We start from the raw sequence: 23,811 nt of genomic DNA, 5'->3' as shown, positions 1-23,811 counted from the left end.
AGGTAATGAGTTAAGTGTACGCTGAGAATCGGGCAGTAACAGGAATGCATTGGGCAATAAGTTCCTTACCAACTCCAGGGGTGTATCCTGGAGCCTATAGGTGTGTAGCTACATAGGAGGCTTTCGTCAACGAGCCGGATTGCACTTACTATGAACAATACGACTAACGGTCTTTTATTCGGCCTGCTATCAGTTACGCAATATGTTTTGGCTTATTTTTGATTACAAATAAAAGCAAATTTTGTAAACAAAATAAAAAGAGAAACCAAAAAATATTTTTCGAGCCAATGAGCTAGCCAGATAGGGGAATAAGTTTGGTTTCAGCTTCGTATTCGTTGTGAGAACAGGTAGGCAACAAGGGAGAATGTGGCTGGCGAATAAATCAGCGGAAATAATAGAGCTAATCTTGTTGGGTTTTGGCCATTGTAGCCGATTGTGGGATACAGCCAGATAGGCTTGCTTAAGAGTAAGCTTGAAAATACCTACAAGATTAGCAATTGGAGAAGGGGGAACAGTATAGCCCGATTGGGCTCCTGGGGCTATTTATTCAATCTCTAGTGAAGCGGTTTCTCCCCGGAGTAAATGCTTGGTGAGGGCCTCTTGAGCAAGTGGTAAGTTTTTGTCTTTCAGGCCTTTTAGGATTTGTCGATGTTCCTGATCGGTAAGCTCATAATCGTTCATATGGATCTGAGTTTTCCCAATTTTTTGGTGGAACAAGGGAATGTTGCTGATTTGATAAATGTCCATCAGCTTAGAATTACCAGCACAGTCGATGAGAGTTTCATGAAATTTAACATCAGCCTCCAGAGCACCGCTCAAATACCCACGAGCGACCATTGAGGTGAAATCATTACAGATTTCCTCTAGTTTTGTAAGTTGCTGATCATCAATTTTTTGGATAGCTAATCGTAAGGCGCTCAACTCCAATATTTCGCGTATTTCGCGTATTTCACGGATATCATCGGCTGTTATGGATTTCACGAAATAGCCGCCTTTCTCGCCAAAGACAACCAATTGCTCACCCTGAAGGCGAGTAAGCGCTTCGCGAACCGCCATCCGATTCACGTCCAGCTTTTTAGCCCAGAGATCTTCTTTTAAGCGCGTTCCCGCCACTAACTGGTTGGATAATATTTTTCGCCTGATTTCGATATAGGCCTTGTTGGCAAGCGAATCGACTTTCATATTTTGTAAACAAAAAATAGATCTATTAAGGTGACAAATGTAAGGTTTTTTGTAATCAATTAAGTTATTGTATAATTCTGTCTGATGAGATCGGGTTGTTATCGCTTAGATCCGTGCCACGGTTCTATTGAGCGCGATAATAAACCGTGGCACGGATCTAAGCGACAATAACCCGGTCTCCATGACTCTTGGGCGTTGAGGTAACCATGAAGACGACATCATGCAGCGAGTCGTTCCGCATTTGATGTGGAACTAAGGGCGGGATTTCGATGCCTTCGTTTGCCTTCAGACGGATTGTCTCCTGCCCGATTTGCATGGTTGCTTCGCCCGATAAGACAAAGAAAAATTGCCGTGACTGTCGATGATAATGCTTCACTTCAGCCGTTCCCGGTGGCATACGTTCCTGAATGATGCTCAACGAATCGGATTTCACTAAATGCCAGCCATCGCACTCTGCTCCCCAGATGTAGTGTTCGGCGTTTTGCGTAGATATGATTTTAGGATTATCCTCTGGCATTGGGTTTGAACATTTACTTTCCTTCTTTCAGCATTTCGACCACCAGGGCCAGCTCATTAACGGTGGCTTCAGGGTCGCCCGAAAAACCAATTTGCCGATACCGAACGCGACCATTAGGGCCAATTACCACCTTCGTTGGGATGCCCTGAACTTTATAGGCATTGGACACTTTCTGCTGGCTATCTAGGGGCACCACAAAATTATATGGATGTTTTTCCATGAAATTATGCACTCGCTGAACTGGCCCACCTTCGCGCGTATTGACGAACAGGAACCGAACATTTGGATCACTTTGGAATCGATTCTGAGCCTGTTGCATGGCTGGGAACGATGCAATGCAGGGCCCGCACCAGGTGGCCCAGAAATCAAGGACAATCACTTTACCCTTGAAGGCCGAGGACGAAATGGTTCGCCCCAGCAAATCGGTGAGGGTAAAGGCAGGAGCTGGCTCGTTGATCAGCTTTTCCTGAATCTCGTCGCGTTGGTCGGCCTTTATATCGGCTTCGAGATTGGCCAGATACGTATCGGCTTTGGCGGGCGTGTTGCCGGGTTGTTTGGCATACCAGTCATGTAACGCGGTTTTCAGGCCCGGTGTTGCCTTGCCTACCTGAATGGCAGCCTCGGTCATCGGAAGCGCATCGGCGGCATGGTTCGCCCGTAGAGCGCATAGGAAATAGCGTTCGTTCGTGCGTGGATCACTGGCTTCGGCATCATCTGGATTAATAACCTCCTGGTAGGCAGTATAGGCTTCGGTGTATTTGCCTTGCTGTTCCAATACCCGAGCATACGTATTCATTAACTGCCGTTGCCGGTTTTGCTTTTCAGCTTCCCAGTTAGCCGACGCGTTTCTGGGTTTAGGATGCACTTTTAATACGGTGATCGCGTGCTTGATCAGCTGTTCCGCTTCGGGTAAAGAGCGACGTTCGTCGGCTAGTTGAAAGGCAATGGTATTCAGGACTAGTACATCGGTTTGGGTGGTTGGCTGCTGCTCGACAAACGTAACCAGACCCGGGATATCGTTGTTTTTGAAGTACCCATTTGTCATAATCACCGCCAGATCGGACAAATGCGATGAGGTCGGAAACTCATGAACAAAGGCTTCGTAAGCTGCTTTTTGGCGAGTCCAGTCCGTTTGTGCCCGAATGGCGATAGCGCGGTCTTTCTGCACTAACGAACCCGCAGGTTCTGCCACTTTTTGCCGTTCGCGGAGGGCATTCACTTTCTGATAATCCCCCATGCTATCGTACAATCGTATGGCATCGGTCAATTCAGTAAGGGTTGGATTTGGGCGGGAGGCTAAATAACTCTCTATCTCGGCTTTGACCTTCGGGCCATAGCCCGGTTTTTTCTGTTTAATAAGCGCAGCTAACCGATCGGACCAGTACAGCGACTGCAAATCAGGGTTTTGCGCCAGCTCGTGATTATAGAGCGTGACAACCCAGTTAGGATCGAACCGCGTGTTTGTTTCATTCAAAAAATGACTACGCGTAAACACCGATGCCTGACCACCCGTAGCATGGGGCACTATTCGGCCCGATGCATCACAAACTGGAATGACATAAAACTGGCCATTGTTCAGATCTGTCCGCTGAGGTTGCTTGCTGTTACGAAAAAAGAGCATCGTTCCAGTTACGTCTTTGGTCGGTATATAAATCTCGCCAACGTAATCTGCGCCCTGTCGTACTAACGTAACAGTCGTCGGACGGCTGATCTGCATCATGTTCGGGGTGCTGTAGCGCACAAAACGACCCTCAAGTGTGCTGTCTTTGGCTAAAGGTGTAGTTTGTGGGCTATAGGTAAACGACACCATCTGCCCCAACTGCGGCTTTTCTGGCGAAAAACAGAATTGGGCCCATGTTGTGGTTGTTACAAGCGAGAGAAGAGTACAGAAAGTTAATCGCATAACGTTACAAATAATTCTTATTCAAGGGTATAGTCAAGTTGATCTGCTCCTCAGAGAACGCCTACAGGCGTTCTCTGAGGACACAGACTGAGATTATGGTATTATTACACAAAGATGCATTCTAAAGTAGACCTATTAACCCCCTCCTTCAGCTGTGTGTTAGCGGAGTAATTTCGTTAAGCGAAAAAAGAAAAGTATGATTAATTCAAAATATCTACTTGTTAATAAACCAAGATATGTGATTGCACCATTTAGTAGTAGCCGCTCAAAACCAAACTTGTAGCCACCAAACCAAAATGCTGAATTTTCATTGATAACATAGGTTAATATGGGTGATACTACACAGATTAGTGGTACAATGCGATCTACTACAGGGCGTTTGCTGAAAATACCGAATGCATACAAGCCCAATAATGGCCCGTACGTATAGCCCGCAATGTCAAAAACAGCGGTAATGACTTCTTTGTTGTTCAATTGCCGGAACACAATGATGACAATGTAAAACAGTATTGAAAAGCCAATGTGAACAATGTGCTTGATTCGCGACCGCTCGGCTTCCGGGCGCTTTTCCACGTCCATAAAATCGACGCAAAAGGAGGTTGTTAGGGCCGTTAGGGCAGAATCAGCGCTGGCGTAGGTAGCAGCTGTAATACCCAACAGAAACGTAATGGCAACGACTAGACCAAGATGGTTCAGCGCCAGCATTGGGTACAGGTCATCGGTCCGGGTTGGAATTTCGATGCCTTCGCGTTGAGCATATACGTATAACAAGACACCAAGCGAGAGGAACATAAAGTTCACGAAAACGAGTGTTACCGTAAACCAGAACATGTTCTTCTGGGCTTCGCCAATATTCTTACAGGTCAGGTTTTTCTGCATCAAATCCTGATCAAGACCAGTCATTACGATAGCAATGAATGCCCCCGAAATAAACTGCTTGAAGAAGTTCTTAGGGTCATTGCCATCCCAATAAAACACCTGCGACATCGAGCTGGTTTTTACGGTTTGGATCAATCCGCTGAACGATAAACCCAGCTCCTGGGAGATTAGCACAATAGTCAATACAACTGCCGTAACCAGAAATACGGTTTGGAGTGTATCGGTTACAATAATCGTTTTAACGCCCCCTTTGAAGGTGTAAATCCAGATTAATCCGATTGTGATGAACACCGAAACCTCGAACGGAACGCCCAATGCATTGAAAAGAGCGATCTGCAAAACCCCGGCTGCTACGTAAAGTCGCACGGCTGAGCCCACCGTTCGGGCGAGCAGAAAGAAGCCCGCGCCAGACTTGTAGGACCAGAACCCAAATCGCTTTTCGAGGTAGCCGTAAATGGAAATCAGGTTCAGGCGATAATAGAGCGGCATTAGTACCGAACCGATCACAAAGTAGCCAACGATGTAGCCCAATACGACCTGGAAATACGAAAATCCAATCTTTCCAACGGCTCCTGGAACCGAAATAAATGTAACGCCTGATAAGGAAGTGCCAATCATTCCGAAAGCGACTAACCACCAGGGAGACTGGCGATTAGCAGTAAAAAAAGCATTGGTATCGGCTCCCCGGGCTGTGTAAAACGAGACGGCAATCAGCATCCCGAAATAGGCAATTAAAATCACTAAAGCGAGGGTAGTGTTCATGAAGTAGACTAACGATTTATAACGGACAACGTACAAGTAGAAAGCCTGTCCGAAGGCAACTTTTTACGCTCAATTAAGGTTGTTTTTGTGTACGGATGTAGTTTTTAAAACTGCCCATTTTTCCGTAAATTTGCTAAGTAAACACGCTTTTCGATCCCATGCAACCTTTTGAAGAAAACGACTGGTCGACCGACGTACATGTACTCGATGAAGTAGTTGAAACCGACGTTCATAACCTCGTGGTTTTCAATGATGATGTCAATACGTTTGAACACGTCATTGATACCCTGATCGACGTTTGTGAACACACCCCCGAACAGGCTGAGCAATGCACACTCCTGATCCACTACAAAGGGAAGTGCTCTGTTAAAAACGGTTCATGGGAAGAACTTGTCCCAATGCGTAATGAGATCTGCCGACGAGGCATCTCGGCTGAAGTCCTGAATTGAATGGATAATGTATACTGTAGAATGGTTTAGCTCATTATACATTACTCACTGTACATTATTCATTAAACAACAAACTCTTGGAATACCCCTCCAAACTAATAGAAGAAGCGGTTAACGAGGTGTCGAAACTGCCGGGAATTGGGAAAAAAACCGCACTCCGGCTGGTATTGCATCTGCTTAAACGTGACGAAGACCAAACCGAGTTGCTGGCCCAGAGTTTAACGGCCATGCGAACGAAGGTCAAATATTGTCAGAAGTGCCATAACCTGTCAGACCACGATCTGTGCACCATTTGCGCCAGCCATAAACGCGATCAATCCTTGATTTGCGTTGTAGAAGACACGCGCGACGTACTTGCGATTGAGAACACAGCCCAGTTTAAGGGTCTATATCATGTGCTGGGAGGAATCATCTCTCCCGTTGAAGGAATCGGGCCAAGCGATTTGCAAATTGACTCGCTCATGGCTCGTTTACGTGGGCCAGAAGGTGAACACGTTCGTGAAATTATTCTGGCCATTAGCCCCACTATGGAAGGTGACACAACGGCTTTTTATCTGCAAAAGAAACTCAAGCCGTTTAATCTTAAAATTTCGACTATTGCCCGGGGAGTTCCCATCGGGGGCGATCTCGAATATGCCGATGAGGTAACCCTTGGTCGGAGTATTCTGAGCCGGATTGCCTATGAATAATCTCTGGCTCCGATAGCCTAGGGGAGACAAAAACTCGTTTCTTTGCGTCTGTGACCGTTCGTTGTTGAACATTCGCCCATTTGTGGGGTTTTGTTTAACGGCACTTGTGGTCGCAGACGTTTTTTGTTTTCCCAAAACCAATCATTCGCATGAATCGCTCCGAGTTTTTGAAACTGGCATTCGGTACTTCAGCCAGCTTGATAGCCTTCCGTTCTCTTGGATTTGCACCTGCTCAGGCAGAGGGACCGTTTAAGTTGCCGCCACTCCCTTACGACACGGGCGCACTTGAGCCACATATCGATAAAATGACCATGGAGATTCACCACGGTAAGCACCACAAAGCTTATGTGGACAACCTGAATAAAGCGGTTGCCGGAACCGACATGGCGAAGATGGATATTGAGGCTCTGGTGAAAAGCGTAACAACCAGTACCCCAGCCGCTGTGCGTAACAATGCCGGTGGTCATTGGAATCACACGTTCTTCTGGAATATTATGGGCCCTAATGCTGGTGGCGCACCAAAAGGCGCTCTGGCCGATGCGATTAATAAGAAATATACCTCGTTCGACAATTTTAAAACGGAATGGGCTAAGGCTGCCACCGGTCGTTTTGGTTCAGGCTGGGTATGGTTGATCAAAAATGGTAACGAGGTTGAAATCATTTCGACACCGAATCAGGACAATCCACTGATGGCGCTGGCCGAGAAAAAAGGTACACCTGTTCTGGGCCTTGACGTTTGGGAACATGCTTATTATCTGAAGTACCAGAACCGTCGCCCTGACTATGTTACCGCTTTCTGGAACGTAATTGACTGGAATAAAGCAAGCAAGAATTTCGGCGCCTAACCGAAAGAGTAATAGGGTTAAAAAGTTATAAAGTCATAAAGTTGTAGAGTCCATGGGCGTATTAACCAACTCTACAACTTTATGACTTTATAACTTTTTAACCTTTAGCTTTTGTATTTTTGTGAAAATAGTTTTCGTCTATGTTAGCAGAAGAATTATACAATGAAATTCCGTCATTGGATTTGGCGGATTTCACCTCAGGCGATCCTGACCGTAAAGCTAAATTCGTGCAGGATTTAGGCCGGGCATTTAATCAGATTGGATTTGTGGCCATTCGGAACCACGGCCTGACCGATGAGTTGACGAAAAAATTATATAGCTCAGCACAAGCATTCTTTTCTTTGCCGGATAGTGTGAAGCAAAAATACGAACACCCCGAGCTCAACGGCCAGCGCGGCTATATTGGCAAAGGGAAAGAAACTGCGAAAGGCTTTAAAGTCGCTGATTTAAAGGAGTTTTACCACATCGGTCAACCTGAGCCAGAAGGCGATATGCCTGCCAATGTGATTCCTGAGGAATCGCCCGAATTTGGGGAAGCAACGCTGACCGCTTACCGAACACTCGAGAACGCAGGCAAGCAATTATTGCGAGCCATTGCCCTGTATCTGGAGTTACCCGAAACGTATTTTGATGATAAAGTTCGGAACGGCGACAGCATTCTGCGGGCTCTCCATTACTTCCCGCTTGATCCCGACACGACGCCTGATGGTGCTGTACGAGCGGCTGCTCATGGCGATATCAATCTGATTACATTGTTGATGGGGGCTTCGGCAGATGGCCTGGAAGTACTGCGTCGCGATGGGAAATGGATTGGCATTACGGCGCTGCCCGATCAGGTTGTGGTTAACGTGGGAGATATGCTCGATCGGCTTACAAACCACAAATTGAAGTCGACGATTCACCAGGTTGTGAACCCCCCCCCGTGAAAAAATGAACCAGTCGCGCTACTCCATTCCGTTTTTTATGCACCCACGGGCTGACATGAATCTTACTAGTCTGGAAAGCTGTATTGATACGCAACACCCCAAACTATATGTCGACATGACAGCTGGGGAATTTCTGGATGAGCGGTTGATGGAATTAGGACTAAAAAAGAAATAGTCATTGATGAGTCAGAAGTAGTCAAGTGTTGTCAGGAATAGGTGAGAATTGCCTGGTATTTCGACACTTGACTATTTCTGACCACCTCTGACTATTTCTGACCACAGTTGACCACTCCTGACCCTCAACCATGTTGCCTTATCTAACGACTGCTAAACCCGTGCGCCGAATCCGGTACATCATCTTCCTGAAAGATGTGCTGATTCTTGCCCTCACGACGTTTGGTGGTCCGCAGGTGCACCTGGCCATGTTCTACGACCGTCTGGTAAAGAAAAGGCGCTACCTGACGGAAGAAGAACTGCTGGAGCTAAATGCCCTTGGGCAAGTGTTGCCGGGGCCAACTTCCACCCAAACCATCACCGCTTTAGGTTTTAAAATTGGCGGTCCAAATCTGGCTTACCTGACCGTTACCATCTGGATTCTGCCTGCTGTATTAATCATGACAGCGGCCGGAATCGGAATTTCTTACCTGGAACGTCATCATCTTTCGCTCCAGTTTGCCCGGTTTATTCAGCCAATGGCCGTTGGCTTTATGATAGTCGCCGGGTACAGAATCGGGCAAAAGGTTATTCAGGATAAAGTGAGTCTGGCGCTTGCAATTACGGCAGCGTTGGTTGGCTATGTTTTTCGATCGCCAGTTATGACACCAATTGTTATTGCCATTGGCGGCCTTACCACTGCGCTGACTTATGAGAAGCAGGAACGAATGGAGAAAAAGCCATTGCGTGTTCAATGGGCTAATTTTTTTCTGTGGTTAGGCGTATTTGTTTTAGCGGCTGGAATGGGCGCCATCACCCACGCTTTACCCGTTCGGTTATTCGAGAACTTTTATCGGAACGGCAGCTTTGTCTTTGGCGGAGGACAGGTGTTGACACCCATGCTCTATAATGAGTTCGTGGCTTTCAAGCATTATCTGACCCGCGAGGAGTTTTTGTCTGGCCTTGGTCTCGTACAGGCTGTACCAGGGCCTGTATTTTCGTTTGCCTCCTACATTGGAGCACTGTCCATGCGTGATGCAGGTGTACACGGCCAACTATGGGGCAGTTTAGTGTCAACAGTTGGGATTTTCCTGCCCGGTACGTTTCTTATCTTCTTTGTGTATCGTTTCTGGGAGCAGCTCAAACGGTATCGGGTTGTACGTGCCTCCCTGGGGGGAATCAATGCCGCCAGCACAGGATTAACGGCTGCCGCAGCCATCGCACTTTTTGAACCAATGGCACCACATTGGCCATCGGTAGTTGTGGTATTAGTGACGATAGGATTGCTATTGTACAGCAAGATTCCGCCTTACGTACTGATTTTAGGTGGTTTGCTGGCAGGTATTGTCTTATAGTTTCTTTCTAAGTTCTTACGGCTGAAAGAGTAGCTGACCGGTTGGATTAATGGCAAGTTGGCCACCACCCGTGTAGTTTACCTGCAACGCTTTGGCTATAAATCCATTGGGAATTGTAACCTGATGACCAACCGTAACTAAATCGGTTTGGGTGGGTAAGCGATTGCACGACCAGACGGTAGGGTCGTTCCAGGAACCGATTTTGAGTGTGTACATAGTTGTGCAGGAATTGACCGTAACTACAGCGATACCACTAACTGTACCAGTTGCACAAGCATTAACAACTTTAGTGAGTGTATACGTTGTGCTGGCTGCAGGAGTCACAGTGAAAGCAAATGGAGAGGCCGTAATGCCTGTGAATGTGATCGGTGAGCTATTACTGGTATTCACTGTTAATGAAAAAGGGCTGCTACCAGTTAATGTGACTGTAAGGGTTGCCGTTTGCCCAGCTGTGATAGTCGTTGTTCCGTTCAGACTGGCAACAGGTGGACTACAAGGTTGCTGTACAACTAAGATATAGTCTTCTGTCTCTCCGTAATCATAACTACCACATGGGTCTCCCGGAATTGTTGAAAAGGCAGCTACGATGCGCATAACAACTGTACTTGCCGTAGTACTGATTGGTATAGTCAACGTGCCTGAAAATGTAGCTGCCTTATCGGCTGCTGACATTTGATATAGCCGTTCGCTGGTTTCAAAAACATGATTATTGTTTACGTCAACCCAAATAGAACTACCCATCGTATTCGTTGTGCCTTTTGTGACAGTAAACGAGACTGATTGTCCCGCTACGACTGTTCCACTAACGCCTGTAAATGAGGTATAGTAGCTATTCGTACCAGATGAACAACCTGAACTTTGACTTAAAACTTTGTTGTTAACAGTTACACCAGTTATGTTAATTGAAAAAGGGCATCCATCGTCAGAGAAGCTAGGAAGGCAATCGGGCGCAACTATAGACGCCGTTGTACTGATACTGCCTGTAGTGGTATTAGATGCCTTAATACGATAATAATAGGTAGTCCGGGAATCAAAGGATACATCGGTGAATGTTGTTACATTAGGCTCTACACCGCCTATCGGAGCGAATCCTGCTGTTGGTGATGTGGATCGTTCGATGAAGTAGCCCATTTCATTGCTAGCGTTATCCTGCCAGGTTATTACTATTTGATTACTCAGTATGCTGGCTACTACATTGGAAGGGGCTACCATACTTGTAGGGGGCGCATTGAGGGTATAAGCGGTGTGGCTTTGACGGGTAGCTAGTCCGGCCTGAATCCGATCATATTGTCCGGTCGTAAAGTCATGCGTACAGGGGTAATAGTAGGACATAATATTCGTTGGTAAAGGGGAATACAGATTTCCCTGATCGTCGGTAAATGAACAGGTATAGCTAGATGGGCATCCAGAAACGCAGGAACTGGTTGCAGCAGCGTATCGCCCATAAGGATCGGCTGGCGTATCACAGATTAAATCGCCTGTTGTGGTACAGTTTGCTCCACTGCCCCGAGTCACCCGCTCATAGCCATAGGCCGATTCGAAGGTATGTAGCAGATTAAACGTATGGCCTAGTTCGTGTGGCACTAACCGATTGCCCATATCATCGTCATAATTTTCATCGAGAATGATTGTACGGGTAGAGGCTACATCGTTCGATGGAAATCGGGCGTAACCTCCCAGATTCCCATTATCGAACTGATGGACATAGTATTGGTTCAATGCATTCGTTACATCGTATGGGGCTACCGTGGCATCATCTGTATTTTGCCGGTACTGATTATACAGGGCGTCGTTATTTATATAGTCGGGGGTGGTGCCTGAAAAATAGAACTGGATACCGTTACCATTCTGAAGATAATACTTGTTGGTGAGCGCCATTACATTGTTAAGACTAGCCATTGTATAGCCGCCCGTACCATCCGATTTGCGGATTATGTGTGGTCGGATGGGGATATAAGTAATGGTGGTGAAGAGTGCTCCTGAGGCTTTTTTCAAGCGGAGCGCCAACGCTGCTTCCGCTTCAAGATCCTTTCGTTCGTCGGCCGTCAAGTTTTCAGTACCACACAGAACGGCACGCGGTTTAATCAGTTGAGCTAGCAGAAAGGAAGGCGTAGCCAGGCTTAAACTGATAACTATGCAAAGGAATTGAATAGACGAATGTCTAGCTTTTTTTAAGTAGAGAGTAGGCATAGGAACATGTTGGTGTTGAAAATTCAAGGTACAACAGTTTCCTATATAAATAGATATGTATTTATACTATTTTTTACGAATAGATTATTTGTGTAATATAAAGTATATTTTATTCTTACTTTTTTGATAGTTTTTAAATATTGTATTGATCGTTCATTCACCAGGGATTTTCGGAACGAGTGTTTATTAAGTTGACTAAGTTTTTTCATATTCGCCGGGTTAAAACCCGGCGCAGTTCGTTTATTCTGTGTTTTTGCGCCGGGTTTTAACCAAGTGAGAATAAAAAATCAAATTGTGTATAACAAAGCTTATAAGTTGAGTAAGGCTTTTAGCTTTTCATAGAAACCGGTATTCGCGAATGTGAAGCGTTTGTGAAGTATATAATTGCTTAAGAAGCTAAGCCCCATACCGGCAATCTGCGACATGAATTTATTCAGATTAACTTCTTTTACCGAGAAAGGAATGATAATGGTATGGGTCCCAATTGCTGCCGTTGAATAGTCATTTAGGAAAGACGCTCCATAAACAGTTATCAGGCAGGAGAGAATGGATACAAGCGTAAATTTGACTGCTTCCCGTTGTGTCTTTGCTGAGTTTTTCGCGTTGAAGGCAAAAAGCTTAGTTAGGAAAAAGCCCGCCAGAAAAGCGATGATATATCCTATAAATAAAGCTTGCTGGTAGGTAACCTGAAACCAATCCTGGAGTACGCTTCCAGCTATTAGTTGCACGGATGCACCGACTGCAGCGACGATAAAATAGGCTAAAACATCTCGGCGGTTAAAAAGCTCATTGGCCATAAGTAATACGAAAAAGTTGATACTAGGAGGGTTGAGAGTTAATGTGATTTTGCCTTTCTTTTGCTAAATATACCAAACTCCTTCTGAGATTAATTTATTTCGCCCTCCCACATTTAGTTGATAATTACCGCCCGAAATTTTTCCATCAAGGTACAAATATGATTTTCGTTCAATTTGAAAACCCTGTTCTACAGTTACGTTAATTTGGGGACTCATATGGGCTAATAAATAAGCTAGAAAACAGCCGTTGGCACTACCAGTTGCTGCATCTTCGGTTAGCTTATTATTTTCAAGTAATAACATTCTGGTATTGTAGGTATTACCTGATTCATACGTTTCTTTGGTGAAGAAAAATAGAGAGGTAGTATGGCCTGTCAGGCTGTTGGTTCGGTATCGATTTCGGAAAACTAAAAACTCTTTTAATGAGTCAAACGTGAGGCTAAGGCGTTCCATAGCCGCCAAGCTGGTGAGCGGAATAAGGATATACGGAAGCCCAGTGCTTATTTCCTGAATAGGAAAGCTTGTGTCAATGTCGTTCAGGCTGATTCTGAGGCCTTCAGAAACTTCTTCTCTTGTAAAGGTATCCCTAAATTCAGGCTGTGCCTGGCGCATAAAAAATAAGCTATCATCCAGATTTTCAGGATTGAAGATGGTAATGTCGATATCGCTATGGGCTAATTCAAGGACTAAGTTAGGGATAGCTTTTGGTAAAATAAATTTAGCTATGATATAGCTGGTGCCGAGTGACGGGTGACCCGCAAATGGAACTTCGTATTCGGGCGTAAATATTTTTACAATAAAGCGTTCATTGTTTTTATTCTCTTTAATAAAAGCCGACTCAGCAAAATTAATTTCTTTCGTAATTTGCTGCATTTCTTTTTGAGAAAGTGAATCTTCCAGATCCAGAAAAACAGCTAACTGATTACCCTGATATTTTTGAGAAGCGAAAACATCAACAATATAAAACTTTACTGACTTCATTATACGTTAATCTGGAGTCTGTTCAACCTTTTGTTTCTATAGAAATCACTTATCTTTTTTGTCATTTCGACGTCAGGAGAAATCTCAAGCTTGATTAATACGCGAACTTGAGATTTCTCCTGACGTCGAAATGACAAAAAAGATTATTAAGAAAACTTAAATACGATCTAATAGAAATCCCCGGAAAAGAGTTGCAGTTATTTTTCGGAAATACACGACACAAATCTAGAAGGATATATCGAGACTTATTGGCATGTAGATAGGTTTAGACGTAGAATAACCATGACAAGTCAAAAATTAATGTAGATTAAGTGTATGAATTCGCATTTTCTGTACTCACCCCGCTTACTTTTCGTAGCAGCTTCACCAAGTCTATTGCAGTCAGAGTTAATTAGTAACCAGCGACTTGCGCACTCCCTGAATGTGGCTATTCCTGCTGATTGGCCTCCAGGTGAATATGATCAGGGAGCTATGCAGTTTTTTCTGGATCAACTTTTAGCTGGTGGCGAAGAGGCTCTCGGTTGGTATGCCTGGTATGTGATTGCGTATCCGACGGCATCAACTCCTGCAACTTTGGTTGCTAGTGGTGGTTACTTTGGACCGCCAGATTCAAGCGGGTTACTGGAAATTGGTTATTCAGTTTCCCACGAGTGGCGACGTCAGGGAATTGCTACCGAAGTGGTTGCAACGCTCAGTAAACATGCCTGGCAGCAAGCAGGCGTAAAGCGAATTATTGCCCATACATTACCTGACAATCAGGCTTCTATTGGCGTGCTGGTTAAAAACGGCTTTCGTCAGATTGACAGTGACGATCCAGAAAAATTGTGTTTTGAATTCTTAGGCTAATCGCAATGCTAGACGAATGGCTTGCTCAACCGGCGAATAATGGCCGTTTGCTCGCTCTAGTTGAAAAGGATGAGCCGGTAGGAGCGGTGGTTGAGCCAAAAAGCGTGGATGGATGCCGTGATGTGGCTGAGCTGCATGAACTAGAAACGGATGGCATAAATAAACAGTGCCTGCTTCGCCGGTCGCCAGTACTTCGGGTAGGTCAGCTGTTTCGTCAAATCCGTTGGCGGCCAGTTCGCGCAAAGACAATCCCACTTCGCCAGCGGGCTCCAATTGACGGGCGATATCAACATGCGAGCCAACCCGAATACGTGTTGGGGCATCATTTTCGGTGATTGTCGAGAACAGAAACAGCATCAATAGCGATCTCCCTTTCGAAACTACATTAGCCCGCCAGGACAGAAAGTCAGTCGGGTCGTCGTCTTCCATGGCAAAACTTACGTCGATGTGCCAGCCTGTATCAGCCGGATCGACGGGGCTGGGAAAACGAATAGGAAACGTACCCAGGCTAGTTAGGGGCTGCCATTGGCCCGGACCAACCAATTGATCGAACGCATTCAGTAAGCGGGGTGTATTGGCTGCCTGTCGAAATGGTTCCTGATCGTAATTACCAAGCCGAATAACGGGGCTAGTCCAGGTAGTTGGATCGTTCGGATCGCAACCCGTATCCGCCCAAAGTATAGTCCGGCACGCTTCGGCCAGGCTTGTGGAGAACGCCCGGTCAATGCGGACAAATCCCTGTTGAATAAAATCCTGAATTTGTTGATGATCGAGCGTATTCTCCATAGTCAGGTACTCGGCGAAGAAATAGGTCAAAACAGTAGCTGCCTTCTCCTTATAACTCGTCAGAAAGAAACTTCCGAACAGTTTGATAGGGTCTGAGCGTCTGTGGCTTACCATTCGTTCCGTTAGTAGGCGAAGCGCCATTCGGACGAGATTCATCGGTTCGCTTTCTGTTGTTGTTCTGAAGTGACAGCATCTCTTTCCGTAGTTGCCGCTGTTCTTCGGCACTCAAGACAGTGCGTGTAGCTTCTCCCTGACCATAGCCGTCGTTGAAATTGCTGATACGACTATCGGTTTGGGCCAGTTTTAGTTCAGCAAACAACTCGTTCAAATCAGCATTTATAGTCTGCCGTTGTTCCTTCAACTCTGTAAGGCTAGGCAATAAATCAAGGTTATGTTGCAGTACGTTTTGCTGCGTAAGCTGCTCCGCAAACTGAGCTTCAAGCGGGGCAATTTGCTGATCAACTCGTTTCAGGCGACGGCGTAATTTCCAGAGCTTTATATCGGCCTGCAACCATCTAAACCAGAACGCAGACAAAACCGGCAATGCAATACCCAGACAAACGGCCCCGGCCAGTGCGAACAAAATGCCACTCAATACAAACGATAAAAGTGCCCACGGGCTATTGACTAGGGCTAAATTTAGCTCACTCGACTGGCCCAGTTGTTTTTCAATTTGGTTGAGCGTCGATGGACTAAGGGTTTGTGTTGCAGCAGTTGGATCGGTATTCAGTTGAAGTTGACGAACAGATTTGTTAATGGCCGACTTGAGTTGGTCGGTACGATAAGCTTCATACCGAAACCAGCCTAGTACGGCTAATGTCAGCACCGAAAATACGGCCAGCGCCATTTTAAAACGTCCGTATCTCTGCCCGTTTTTTACCGGGTCCTCCTGGTAAGGTTGCTCGATCAGTCGATCATAAGCAGGCTTTAACAGAATGGACACCATCGCTAATCCGACGGCAAAGGCCCAGGCTTCGTTGGTGTTGCGGATGTTAAGCGCATAGGCCACAATTTCATGGGAGATAATTAAATCACCCGCCAAAAATGAGGTACCGGCGATGAGGAACAGAATTCCTGCCAGAAGCGAGTAATCGGGAGCGGCCTTGGTTCGGCGTTCGAGTAGTGTATCCCGTTCCGTTTCCAGCGTCTTCCGGTCGGCCTCGTGCTGGCTGATTTGTTTGGCTAACCGTTCTACCTGAACTGTATGCGCCTGTAGCGTAGCAAAAGCTGTGCGGTTGGCATCGGTCGTTTCGGTTAACTGCCGTTCGGTGTTGGCTAGTTCGGTTCGTTTTTCCTGAATTCGCTCAGAAAGCCAGTCTGTATTAATCTGACTGGACAAATATCCTTCGTATGTTTCCCGATTTACGCCTTCCACACCGCTGGTATAGCCGTGTTGAAAGTCGGGATTATTGGTTGGTTCCATAAATAGTCAAGTTGTATTGTTAGGAAGTTGTAGAGAAATACGTTGTGCTTTTTCAACTAGGAAAACAGGGCAACATAATCCGTACTACAACTCATTAAACATCGCTTCCCGCTGCTGCGTGGTCAAACGATCACGGAGGCTGCGGGCGAGCTCAAACTCACTAATAAATAAGTTAACAAGCCCATCGCGTTGAGTGTTCAAACGGGTCTGTTCGGCCTGGGTATGATTTAGGGCTGTTACAATAGGCCACTTCTTCGTCCGGATGGCATCAATTTCCCGATTCAGGCGCTCAATCTCGCCTTCCCAGGCAGGGATATTCTGCTTTTTATTAATAGCTAATTGGTGATTGTGCTGAATAGCTAACAGATCGGTCTGAAGCGCCGTCAGCGTACTTAAGAGGAGCTTTCCGGCTAAAAGGAAGAGAAAGAACACAAACACAAATAAGCCAACGGCTTGAGAGAGCGATTGGGTCTGTAAGGCCTGAACGAGAATAAAAAGCGACGTGGCAAGTGGTAAGCCAAACTCTTCGATCAGTCGTCGACCGGTTAAACGAGAATCGGTTTCGTAAAAAAACGATGTTCGCCCAAACAAATTGAACATGCCCGCCATAAAAACACCGACCGCAATCCATCGATTGGGAAATGTGGGGCGCAGAGTTTCGTCGATCAGGTAAAAATTGCCAACACACAACACAAGCGATAAAATCAGACTTGCACTATGCCGGATCAGATTATGCTGGGCTGTTTGGGCGTCGCGTAGATCGCTACTTTGATCACGAAGACCTGTGATACGGTTTTCCCGCTGTTCGATTAACAGATTGAGTTCGCCAATCTTGTCGGTGTAATGCTCGACCTGTTCCTCCAGCGGGGCTGCTTGTTGGCCAAAATAGGCCCGAATTTGGGCGACTTTGCCATCGGGTCGAGCATCTGAGAGACCAAAAAGCACACCCTCATCGCGCAAACTCTCTTCATCAGCTAGCCAGGCGGGTAATGGCGCAGTTGTACTATAGGAATTTAACGGAAATTCAGGTTCTGACTGGTTCAGAAGGGGAGTATCCAAAGGAGCAGATACGGGCATAACCGCAACAATAGGGGATACTGGCTCCTGCTTTGCCGAACTGCGGGAAAAAGCGGAAAATAATCGATTGATAAGCGTCATTATAGAAACCAGCCGACACAGCGTTGGCCGGATCAGGTCGTTAAATAGAAAACGCCTGTAAATACGGAAATAGTACCCTATTGATGCAACTCATCCGTGTGATACGGAGAAAATTTAGGCTGAATGGCAAGTGGTATCGGGTATGTTTAGGACTACTTGTTAGTGATTTTACAAGACCTCGGTTTTTCCCGACCGGTAGGGCGACAATTGCGGAGAATCGGCAGGTAGCTCGGTGATCAGATAATCGATCTGGCCCAAATCGGCCACTTTCATGCGCATAACGCTGTTCATCTTTTCGGAAATGGCCAGAATGACAATCTTTTCCGCAGCCCGAATCATCGTCTTCTTGGCTTGTACCGTTTCCCAATCCGAATCGGTCAGCCCCTCTTTGGCGTCGATGGCATTGGTTCCCATAATGCACAGATCGACGCGTAATTCTGATAGACGCTGGTACACTTCGCCCCCTACACTCATCTGGCTGTAGCGGGAAATTTGCCCGCCAATCATAATGATCTCCAGATTGGGTTTGTCCAGTAACTCAACGGCAGTGAGGGGGTTAACCGTAATAAAGGTTGCTTTTAGGTCCGCCGGAATCATCTTGATGAACTCCCGGATCGTTGTGCCGCCACCCATTAGAATCAGCATGCCATCGCGCAGGAGCGTAAGTGCCTTCTCGCCAATAATCCGTTTGCTCTGGTGTGCATACGTTTCCTGCAACTGCGAGGAGTGATGGTACGCCTTCGACATGGCGCCCCCACGAATTTTAATCAGCTTCCCTTCGTCGGCCAGGTCATTTATATCGCGTCGGACGGTGTCTTCAGATACGTTTAGCGTAACAGCCAAATCGGTCAGATTGATTCGCGTATGAAGATTTAATTGATTGATTATTAAATCTTTACGTTCCTCCTTTAAAAAAGCAATTGACATAAGAGAATGTTACGTTCGGTTACTTAACACAGAAAGCAAAATAAGGGCAAAATCTTACCTATTCACAAATTGATCAACCAACAGCTTAAGAACTAGTTGCTGATTTATTGCAACGCTCTTTGCAAAAACTCCGATTATGCCGCATAAAGCAACTGAAAAATGTACTTTTTGCATAGAATATTTAGGTTTTGGCCATATAGGTGAAATATTATTTGCAAAGTTGCAATATCGGCGGCTATATTGCGCAAGAATTGCATTGAAAGATTGCAAAATTTGCAAAACTGCATCCCAGGTATTCTTAACTTAACTAATTAATCATAAACTATGGATCGTATTTTACTACGCTGGCCTACTCATTTAAGTAAGCTGCTCACAATGCTCTGGTTGTTGAGTGTGCCTGCCTTCGCACAAACGATTTCGGGGAAAGTGACGAATACTGGCGATGGCGCTACGCTACCCGGTGTAACGATTGTTGAGAAAGGGTCTACGAAAGGAACTGTCAGCGACAGTCAGGGAAAGTATTCGATTAATGTGTCGAGTCCGCAGGCCACACTGATTTTTTCGTACATCGGATTTGTGGCTCAGGAAATTACCGTAAACGGCCGCTCCGTAGTTGATGTGAGCCTGAAAGAAGACGCTACCCAACTGGGCGAAGTTGTTGTAACGGCGTTGGGGATTACAAAAGATAAGAAAGCACTGGGTTACTCAGTGACCGAAGTAAAAGGATCGGAGTTTACGCAAGCTAGAGAGAACAACGTAGCAAACGCACTTTCGGGGAAAATTGCGGGTGTCAACGCAACGGGTCTCTCAACCGGCCCTGGCGGTTCCAGCCGAATCATCATTCGGGGCAACGGTTCGTTGACCGGTGATAACCAGCCACTGTACGTAATTAACGGTATGCCGATTGACAACACGGTACCTGGTGGCGCTGCCACTACGAATGGTGGCCAGGGTAACGTTGACCGGGGCGATGGTATCGCTGGCATTAACCCGGATGATATTGAGTCGATTAGCGTTTTAAAAGGAGGCACGGCTGCGGCTTTATACGGTTCGCGGGCGGCCAACGGGGTTATCCTGATCACAACGAAAAAAGGGAGAGCGCAGCGCGGCATCGGTGTGGAGTACAACTCGACATTCACGATGGAAAATGCAGCGGTATTCCCCGATTGGCAGTACGAATATGGCCAGGGCGACAACGCGACTAAGCCAACTACACAGGCACAGGCTATTGCCTGGGGACGCCGTTCGTGGGGCGCTAAAATTGATGGTTCTGACTTTGTCGGTGCCGATGGATTGACGCACCCTTATATTGCGCAGAAAGACAACATCAAAAACTTCTATCAGACTGGTAAAACCTTTACGAATACGTTGGCTTTTACGGGTGGTAATGAGAAAGTTAACTATCGTTTCTCGCTATCTGATCTGGATGCCAAAGGGATTCTGCCAACAAACACTTACAAACGGAAAACCGGTAACCTGAACATTAATGGGTCATTCGGGGATAAGATTTCGCTGGAAGCCGTGGCGCAATACACGCTGGAAAACGGGCATAATAAAACCGGTGCCGGTGATGCCCTTGGCAACCCGAACTGGACGCCTTACATGATTGGAAATACGTCCGACATCCGGTGGTTGAGCCCTGGCTATGATGCCAATGGTACTGAAATTGCCTGGAACGATGCCGACATTGCATCTAACAGCTACTTCGTTGTTAACAAATACCAGCAGGACGACAGCAAAAACCGCTTTATTGGTCAGTTGGGGCTGACGTACAAAATCCTGAAAAACTTATCAGTGAAAGGTACCGTAAGCCGGGATTTTTATAATTACAACTACCGATACATTCTGCCAACAGGAACGCGCTATGTCCCGAACGGTCAGTTCAATCAGTTGAAAACTGATGTGAGCGAAACCAACAGTATGCTCACGGCAAATTACAACACAACATTTGGGCACTTTGGCTTTTCGGCACTGGCGGGGATGAACCAACGGAATTTCAGCTATAACCAGTTGAATTTATCGGGAGCAACGTTTACGATTCCTTTCTTCTATAGCTCAACAAACCTGGCTACGTCGAGCACCATACCGCTCAACCAACACACCAGGACAAACTCAGTATTCGGCTCGGTTGACTTTGATTATAAGGGGATTGCGTTCTTAACGGCGACCGGACGGCAGGATTGGTTCTCAACCCTGAGTCCGCAGAACAACACCATTTTTTACCCATCTGTAGGAGGTAGCTTCGTCCTGTCGCAAGCGTTCCAATTGCCCCGCCTGGTTGATTATGCCAAAGTTCGTGCTTCATGGGCACAGGTGGGTGGCGCAACGCCTGATCCGTACGTCGTTAATCTGACTTATTCGATGATTCCAAGTTCTGGACAACCGCTTCAGAACGTGACGACTAACCTGACAACTAGTTCAGGCTTAACCAACGCAGGATTGAGACCACTAACGTCAACGACATTTGAAGCGGGTATCGATTTACAGTTTTTCAATAAGAAAGTTGGCCTTGATCTGACCTATTACAACCGGGCCACTAGCAACGATATTGTGCAAACGAGCACTTCGCCTACGTCGGGGTATAACTCGGTTTACCTGAATGTCGGTAAGCTTAACAACCGGGGTATTGAGGCACTGGTAACCGTAACGCCTATCCGCACGTCGAACTTCGGCTGGAATCTGAGTTACAATGTGGCTTATAACCAGAGTAAAGTTGTGAAGCTGGCCGATGGTATCAATTCGATTCAAATGGCAACGACGGTAAACAACTACGCTTACATCAATTCGATCGAAGGAAGTACCTATGGTTCTATTGTTGGAACCACGAAAGTGCGCGATGCCAACGGTAATATCGTATACGATCCGGCTACAGGTTACGCCGTGAAATCAGCTCTTCAGGAGTTAGGCAAAGGGGTGCCTCCGCTCACAATGGGTTTCACGAATGAGTTCAAATACAAGAACTTCTCGCTGAATATTTTGCTGGATGGTAAGTTCGGTAACAAAGTCTTTTCCGTCATGGAGGTATACGCTGTCCGGATGGGTAAGTTGAAACAAACGCTGCCAGGACGCGATAATGGGCTGACGATAACGGGTGTGACGGCTAAAGGGGATGCTTATAGTCGGACAATCGCGAAAGGGGATTTACGGACGTATTATGACAATGACAAAAACTACACCGATCTGTTCCTGCATGATGGCAGTTTCGTGAAGCTTCGTCAGGTCATTTTCAGCTACAATATCCCGACCAGCGCCCTGAAGTTTGTGAAATTACAGTCGGCGAGTATCTCGTTTGTGGCTCGTAACCTCCTGACACTCTACAAGAATACCGACAATTTCGATCCAGAGCAGAGCTTCACCAACAGTTCGAATCAGGGTTTTGAATCTTTAGGATTACCCCGTACCAGAAGTTATGGCGCGAACCTCATCGTAAAATTCTAACGACGACATTCATGAAAACTATATTCCATAAAATTACCTATTGCCTCCTGGCACTTTGCGTACTGCAGAGTTGCGATAAAGGGCTGGAAGAACTCAATATCAACCCCGATGCATCCAGCACGGTTAGCGCCGATTTCGTATTTACCAAAGCGCAATATGACGCTGTCGGTAACATGATTACGGGTTTGCAGGGCACGATGCAATACACGACCAGCTATAACGATGTAGCGAGCTGGGGGTCCAAATATATTTTCAACCAGGGCACGGCTCCCTACACCGTTTTTACGAACGCCTACCCAAACGAGATCAACGAAATTGGTGAGGTAATTCGGGCGTTGGAAAAAGATCCGCTGCAGGTGAACAAACTGGCCATTGCCAAAATATGGCGAGCTTATAGCTTCTCCAAAATCACCGATTTATACGGTGACATTCCGTACAAGCAGGCGGCACAGGGGTATACCCAAAGTATTTTTAAGCCGGTTTATGACCCACAAAAGGACATTTACGCCGACTTGTTAAGTGAGCTGGAAAAAGCGGTTGCCTTGTTCGATGCCACAAAATCGACTTATGGTGCGGCTGATTTGATGTACGGGGGCGATATCAATAAATGGAAGAAGTTCGCCTACTCGCTCATGTTACGTATGGGTATGCGGATGACCAAGCCCGATGTGGCGCTGGCCGAAACCTGGGTGAAAAAAGCCATCGCCGGAAGCCTGATCACCGAAGATGCCGATATGGCCAAAATTACGTATCTGTCTTCAGGTCAGGTTATTAATCAGAATCCATTGTCGTACTGGATGCTAAATAGCGATTACCTGAAGGCCGACGGTATAAGCAATCCGGAGGGTGGCAAATATCACGAGACGTTTATCAATTACCTAAAGAAAACGAATGATCCTCGTTTACCTGTTCTTTCAGTTGTGTACGTTGGAGGCAAACCAAGTACCGATGTGAGTATTCAGAAAGGGATGGTGGCTACAATTCCAAATACCAAACCGTCTGATTTCGTCACGTACTCGGAGCCTAATCAGAACACAATTCTCAAGCTGAACGCACCAATGTTAGTGCTGACGAATGCGGAGGTTAACTTCTATCTGGCCGAGGCCGCTATTCGGGGTTGGTACACGGCGAAGACACCTGCTGCCTTGTATGATCTGGGACTTAAAGCGTCGATGCGTCAATGGTCGTTGTTTGGTACTGATGGCGTGATTTCGCAGGCGAACATTCGATGCATATGCTGCCGCTAACGCTTTTGTTCCCACGGCAACCCAGGCGCAGCAACTGGAGCAACTGTACACGCAGTTCTGGGTATCGGTTTTCCCGAATTCGCAGGAGGTGTTCTTGAATTGGCGTCGTACGGGTTATCCAGCTCTGGTGCCTAACAATTATACGGGGAACATTACAGGAGGAAAAATCTTCCGTCGGATGCTTTATCCTGCAACAGAAGAAAACCTGAATAAAGAGAACTATTTAAGCGCCGTTGCCCGGCAGGGAGATAATACCTTTCTGACGCAGATGTGGCTGGATAAGTAATCCGACATACAATTGAACCGCATCGGCGGACCGGCGGATTTTTAGGATCATCCTTAATCCTAGCTATCTTAA

General features: G+C 46.3%; 18 protein-coding genes and 2 pseudogenes. 9 read left to right on the top strand and 11 right to left on the bottom strand.

Annotation, left to right across the window (positions count from 1 at the left end; translation table 11 throughout):
* Nucleotides 1–543: 543 nt before the first annotated feature.
* The 4 genes from H3H32_RS14540 to H3H32_RS14525 all read right to left on the bottom strand — a co-directional run bounded on the left by H3H32_RS14540 (nucleotide 544) and on the right by H3H32_RS14525 (nucleotide 5,243).
* On the bottom strand, nucleotides 544–1,182 hold the full coding sequence (locus tag H3H32_RS14540) for a GntR family transcriptional regulator (protein WP_182463391.1): 639 nt from the start codon (nucleotides 1,180–1,182) through the stop codon (nucleotides 544–546).
* A 157-nt stretch (nucleotides 1,183–1,339) separates the two neighbouring features.
* Nucleotides 1,340–1,699, bottom strand: a complete 360-nt coding sequence (locus H3H32_RS14535; RefSeq protein WP_182463390.1) for a cupin domain-containing protein — start codon at nucleotides 1,697–1,699, stop codon at nucleotides 1,340–1,342.
* A 13-nt stretch (nucleotides 1,700–1,712) separates the two neighbouring features.
* The gene (locus tag H3H32_RS14530; RefSeq protein ID WP_182463389.1) at nucleotides 1,713–3,602 is read right to left on the bottom strand and encodes a TlpA disulfide reductase family protein; all 1,890 of its coding nucleotides are present in this window, start codon (nucleotides 3,600–3,602) and stop codon (nucleotides 1,713–1,715) included.
* 159 nt (nucleotides 3,603–3,761) lie between these two features.
* A complete protein-coding gene (locus H3H32_RS14525; RefSeq protein ID WP_240543774.1) occupies nucleotides 3,762–5,243 on the bottom strand; it encodes a sodium:solute symporter in 1,482 nt (493 codons plus the stop codon).
* A 158-nt stretch (nucleotides 5,244–5,401) separates the two neighbouring features.
* Between H3H32_RS14525 and H3H32_RS14520 the strand changes: the two genes are divergently transcribed.
* The 5 genes and pseudogenes from H3H32_RS14520 (at nucleotide 5,402) to chrA (ending at nucleotide 9,660) form a co-directional block, all read left to right on the top strand.
* Nucleotides 5,402–5,692, top strand: a complete 291-nt coding sequence (locus H3H32_RS14520; protein WP_182463388.1) for an ATP-dependent Clp protease adaptor ClpS — start codon at nucleotides 5,402–5,404, stop codon at nucleotides 5,690–5,692.
* Between the two features lie 77 nt (nucleotides 5,693–5,769).
* Complete coding sequence (recR, locus tag H3H32_RS14515) at nucleotides 5,770–6,381, top strand: recombination mediator RecR (protein WP_182463387.1); 612 nt, start codon at nucleotides 5,770–5,772, stop codon at nucleotides 6,379–6,381.
* Nucleotides 6,382–6,530: 149 nt separating this feature from the next.
* Nucleotides 6,531–7,226 (top strand): superoxide dismutase, encoded by a 696-nt coding sequence (locus H3H32_RS14510; RefSeq protein WP_240543773.1) that lies wholly within the window; start codon nucleotides 6,531–6,533, stop codon nucleotides 7,224–7,226.
* A gap of 140 nt (nucleotides 7,227–7,366) precedes the next feature.
* A pseudogene (locus H3H32_RS14505) lies at nucleotides 7,367–8,327 on the top strand (isopenicillin N synthase family dioxygenase).
* Between the two features lie 130 nt (nucleotides 8,328–8,457).
* Nucleotides 8,458–9,660, top strand: a complete 1,203-nt coding sequence (gene chrA / locus H3H32_RS14500) for a chromate efflux transporter (protein ID WP_182463386.1) — start codon at nucleotides 8,458–8,460, stop codon at nucleotides 9,658–9,660.
* Between the two features lie 15 nt (nucleotides 9,661–9,675).
* Here chrA and H3H32_RS14495 read toward each other — a convergent pair whose 3' ends face one another.
* The 3 genes from H3H32_RS14495 to H3H32_RS14485 form a co-directional block, all read right to left on the bottom strand.
* Nucleotides 9,676–11,850, bottom strand: coding sequence for a GEVED domain-containing protein (locus tag H3H32_RS14495; protein ID WP_182463385.1), 2,175 nt, complete (start codon nucleotides 11,848–11,850; stop codon nucleotides 9,676–9,678).
* A 308-nt stretch (nucleotides 11,851–12,158) separates the two neighbouring features.
* Nucleotides 12,159–12,647 carry a GtrA family protein gene (locus H3H32_RS14490; RefSeq protein WP_182463384.1) on the bottom strand — a complete coding sequence of 163 codons (489 nt, stop codon included), beginning with the start codon at nucleotides 12,645–12,647 and terminating at the stop codon, nucleotides 12,159–12,161.
* 63 nt (nucleotides 12,648–12,710) lie between these two features.
* Nucleotides 12,711–13,628 (bottom strand): PhzF family phenazine biosynthesis protein, encoded by a 918-nt coding sequence (locus tag H3H32_RS14485; RefSeq protein WP_182463383.1) that lies wholly within the window; start codon nucleotides 13,626–13,628, stop codon nucleotides 12,711–12,713.
* Nucleotides 13,629–13,943: 315 nt separating this feature from the next.
* Between H3H32_RS14485 and H3H32_RS14480 the strand changes: the two genes are divergently transcribed.
* A complete protein-coding gene (locus tag H3H32_RS14480; protein ID WP_182463382.1) occupies nucleotides 13,944–14,474 on the top strand; it encodes a GNAT family N-acetyltransferase in 531 nt (176 codons plus the stop codon).
* On the opposite strand, the gene H3H32_RS14475 is transcribed toward H3H32_RS14480, so the two are convergent.
* From H3H32_RS14475 to H3H32_RS14460, 4 genes are all read right to left on the bottom strand, one after another.
* On the bottom strand, nucleotides 14,466–15,374 hold the full coding sequence (locus tag H3H32_RS14475; protein ID WP_309547155.1) for a phytanoyl-CoA dioxygenase family protein: 909 nt from the start codon (nucleotides 15,372–15,374) through the stop codon (nucleotides 14,466–14,468). The genes H3H32_RS14480 and H3H32_RS14475 overlap by 9 nt on opposite strands.
* Nucleotides 15,310–16,683, bottom strand: coding sequence for a hypothetical protein (locus H3H32_RS14470; RefSeq protein ID WP_182463381.1), 1,374 nt, complete (start codon nucleotides 16,681–16,683; stop codon nucleotides 15,310–15,312). The genes H3H32_RS14475 and H3H32_RS14470 overlap by 65 nt, the downstream gene beginning before the upstream one ends.
* Nucleotides 16,684–16,767: 84 nt before the next feature.
* Nucleotides 16,768–17,841 carry a hypothetical protein gene (locus H3H32_RS14465; protein WP_182463380.1) on the bottom strand — a complete coding sequence of 358 codons (1,074 nt, stop codon included), beginning with the start codon at nucleotides 17,839–17,841 and terminating at the stop codon, nucleotides 16,768–16,770.
* Between the two features lie 168 nt (nucleotides 17,842–18,009).
* Nucleotides 18,010–18,768, bottom strand: coding sequence for a DeoR/GlpR family DNA-binding transcription regulator (locus tag H3H32_RS14460; RefSeq protein ID WP_182463379.1), 759 nt, complete (start codon nucleotides 18,766–18,768; stop codon nucleotides 18,010–18,012).
* Nucleotides 18,769–19,092: 324 nt separating this feature from the next.
* Here H3H32_RS14460 and H3H32_RS14455 point away from each other — a divergent pair, with 324 nt between their 5' ends.
* The 3 genes and pseudogenes from H3H32_RS14455 to H3H32_RS37855 form a co-directional block, all read left to right on the top strand.
* Nucleotides 19,093–22,206: a SusC/RagA family TonB-linked outer membrane protein gene (locus H3H32_RS14455; protein ID WP_182463378.1), complete on the top strand. Its 3,114-nt coding sequence runs from the start codon at nucleotides 19,093–19,095 to the stop codon at nucleotides 22,204–22,206.
* An 11-nt stretch (nucleotides 22,207–22,217) separates the two neighbouring features.
* Nucleotides 22,218–23,453, top strand: a complete 1,236-nt coding sequence (locus H3H32_RS14450; RefSeq protein ID WP_220472642.1) for a SusD/RagB family nutrient-binding outer membrane lipoprotein — start codon at nucleotides 22,218–22,220, stop codon at nucleotides 23,451–23,453.
* A gap of 25 nt (nucleotides 23,454–23,478) precedes the next feature.
* A pseudogene (locus tag H3H32_RS37855) lies at nucleotides 23,479–23,739 on the top strand (SusD/RagB family nutrient-binding outer membrane lipoprotein); the annotation flags it as partial.
* Nucleotides 23,740–23,811 lie beyond the last annotated feature (72 nt).

This window comes from Spirosoma foliorum, from assembly GCF_014117325.1.
GTDB classification, from domain to species: Bacteria; Bacteroidota; Bacteroidia; order Cytophagales; family Spirosomataceae; genus Spirosoma; species Spirosoma foliorum.
The sequence above is the reverse complement of the archived record's forward strand: the minus strand, read 5'-3'. Positions and strand labels throughout refer to the sequence as shown.

Coding starts and splice junctions, on each gene's coding strand:
- chrA (WP_182463386.1), top strand. CDS start 8,458: ATGTTGCCTTATCTAACGACTGCTAAACCCGTGCGCCGAATCCGGTAC.
- H3H32_RS14490 (WP_182463384.1), bottom strand. CDS start 12,647: ATGGCCAATGAGCTTTTTAACCGCCGAGATGTTTTAGCCTATTTTATC.
- H3H32_RS14485 (WP_182463383.1), bottom strand. CDS start 13,628: ATGAAGTCAGTAAAGTTTTATATTGTTGATGTTTTCGCTTCTCAAAAA.
- H3H32_RS14530 (WP_182463389.1), bottom strand. CDS start 3,602: ATGCGATTAACTTTCTGTACTCTTCTCTCGCTTGTAACAACCACAACA.
- H3H32_RS14520 (WP_182463388.1), top strand. CDS start 5,402: ATGCAACCTTTTGAAGAAAACGACTGGTCGACCGACGTACATGTACTC.
- H3H32_RS14535 (WP_182463390.1), bottom strand. CDS start 1,699: ATGCCAGAGGATAATCCTAAAATCATATCTACGCAAAACGCCGAACAC.
- H3H32_RS14525 (WP_240543774.1), bottom strand. CDS start 5,243: ATGAACACTACCCTCGCTTTAGTGATTTTAATTGCCTATTTCGGGATG.
- H3H32_RS14510 (WP_240543773.1), top strand. CDS start 6,531: ATGAATCGCTCCGAGTTTTTGAAACTGGCATTCGGTACTTCAGCCAGC.
- H3H32_RS14465 (WP_182463380.1), bottom strand. CDS start 17,841: ATGACGCTTATCAATCGATTATTTTCCGCTTTTTCCCGCAGTTCGGCA.
- H3H32_RS14460 (WP_182463379.1), bottom strand. CDS start 18,768: ATGTCAATTGCTTTTTTAAAGGAGGAACGTAAAGATTTAATAATCAAT.
- H3H32_RS14495 (WP_182463385.1), bottom strand. CDS start 11,850: ATGCCTACTCTCTACTTAAAAAAAGCTAGACATTCGTCTATTCAATTC.
- H3H32_RS14450 (WP_220472642.1), top strand. CDS start 22,218: ATGAAAACTATATTCCATAAAATTACCTATTGCCTCCTGGCACTTTGC.
- H3H32_RS14455 (WP_182463378.1), top strand. CDS start 19,093: ATGGATCGTATTTTACTACGCTGGCCTACTCATTTAAGTAAGCTGCTC.
- H3H32_RS14480 (WP_182463382.1), top strand. CDS start 13,944: ATGAATTCGCATTTTCTGTACTCACCCCGCTTACTTTTCGTAGCAGCT.
- H3H32_RS14470 (WP_182463381.1), bottom strand. CDS start 16,683: ATGGAACCAACCAATAATCCCGACTTTCAACACGGCTATACCAGCGGT.
- H3H32_RS14475 (WP_309547155.1), bottom strand. CDS start 15,374: ATGGTAAGCCACAGACGCTCAGACCCTATCAAACTGTTCGGAAGTTTC.
- H3H32_RS14540 (WP_182463391.1), bottom strand. CDS start 1,182: ATGAAAGTCGATTCGCTTGCCAACAAGGCCTATATCGAAATCAGGCGA.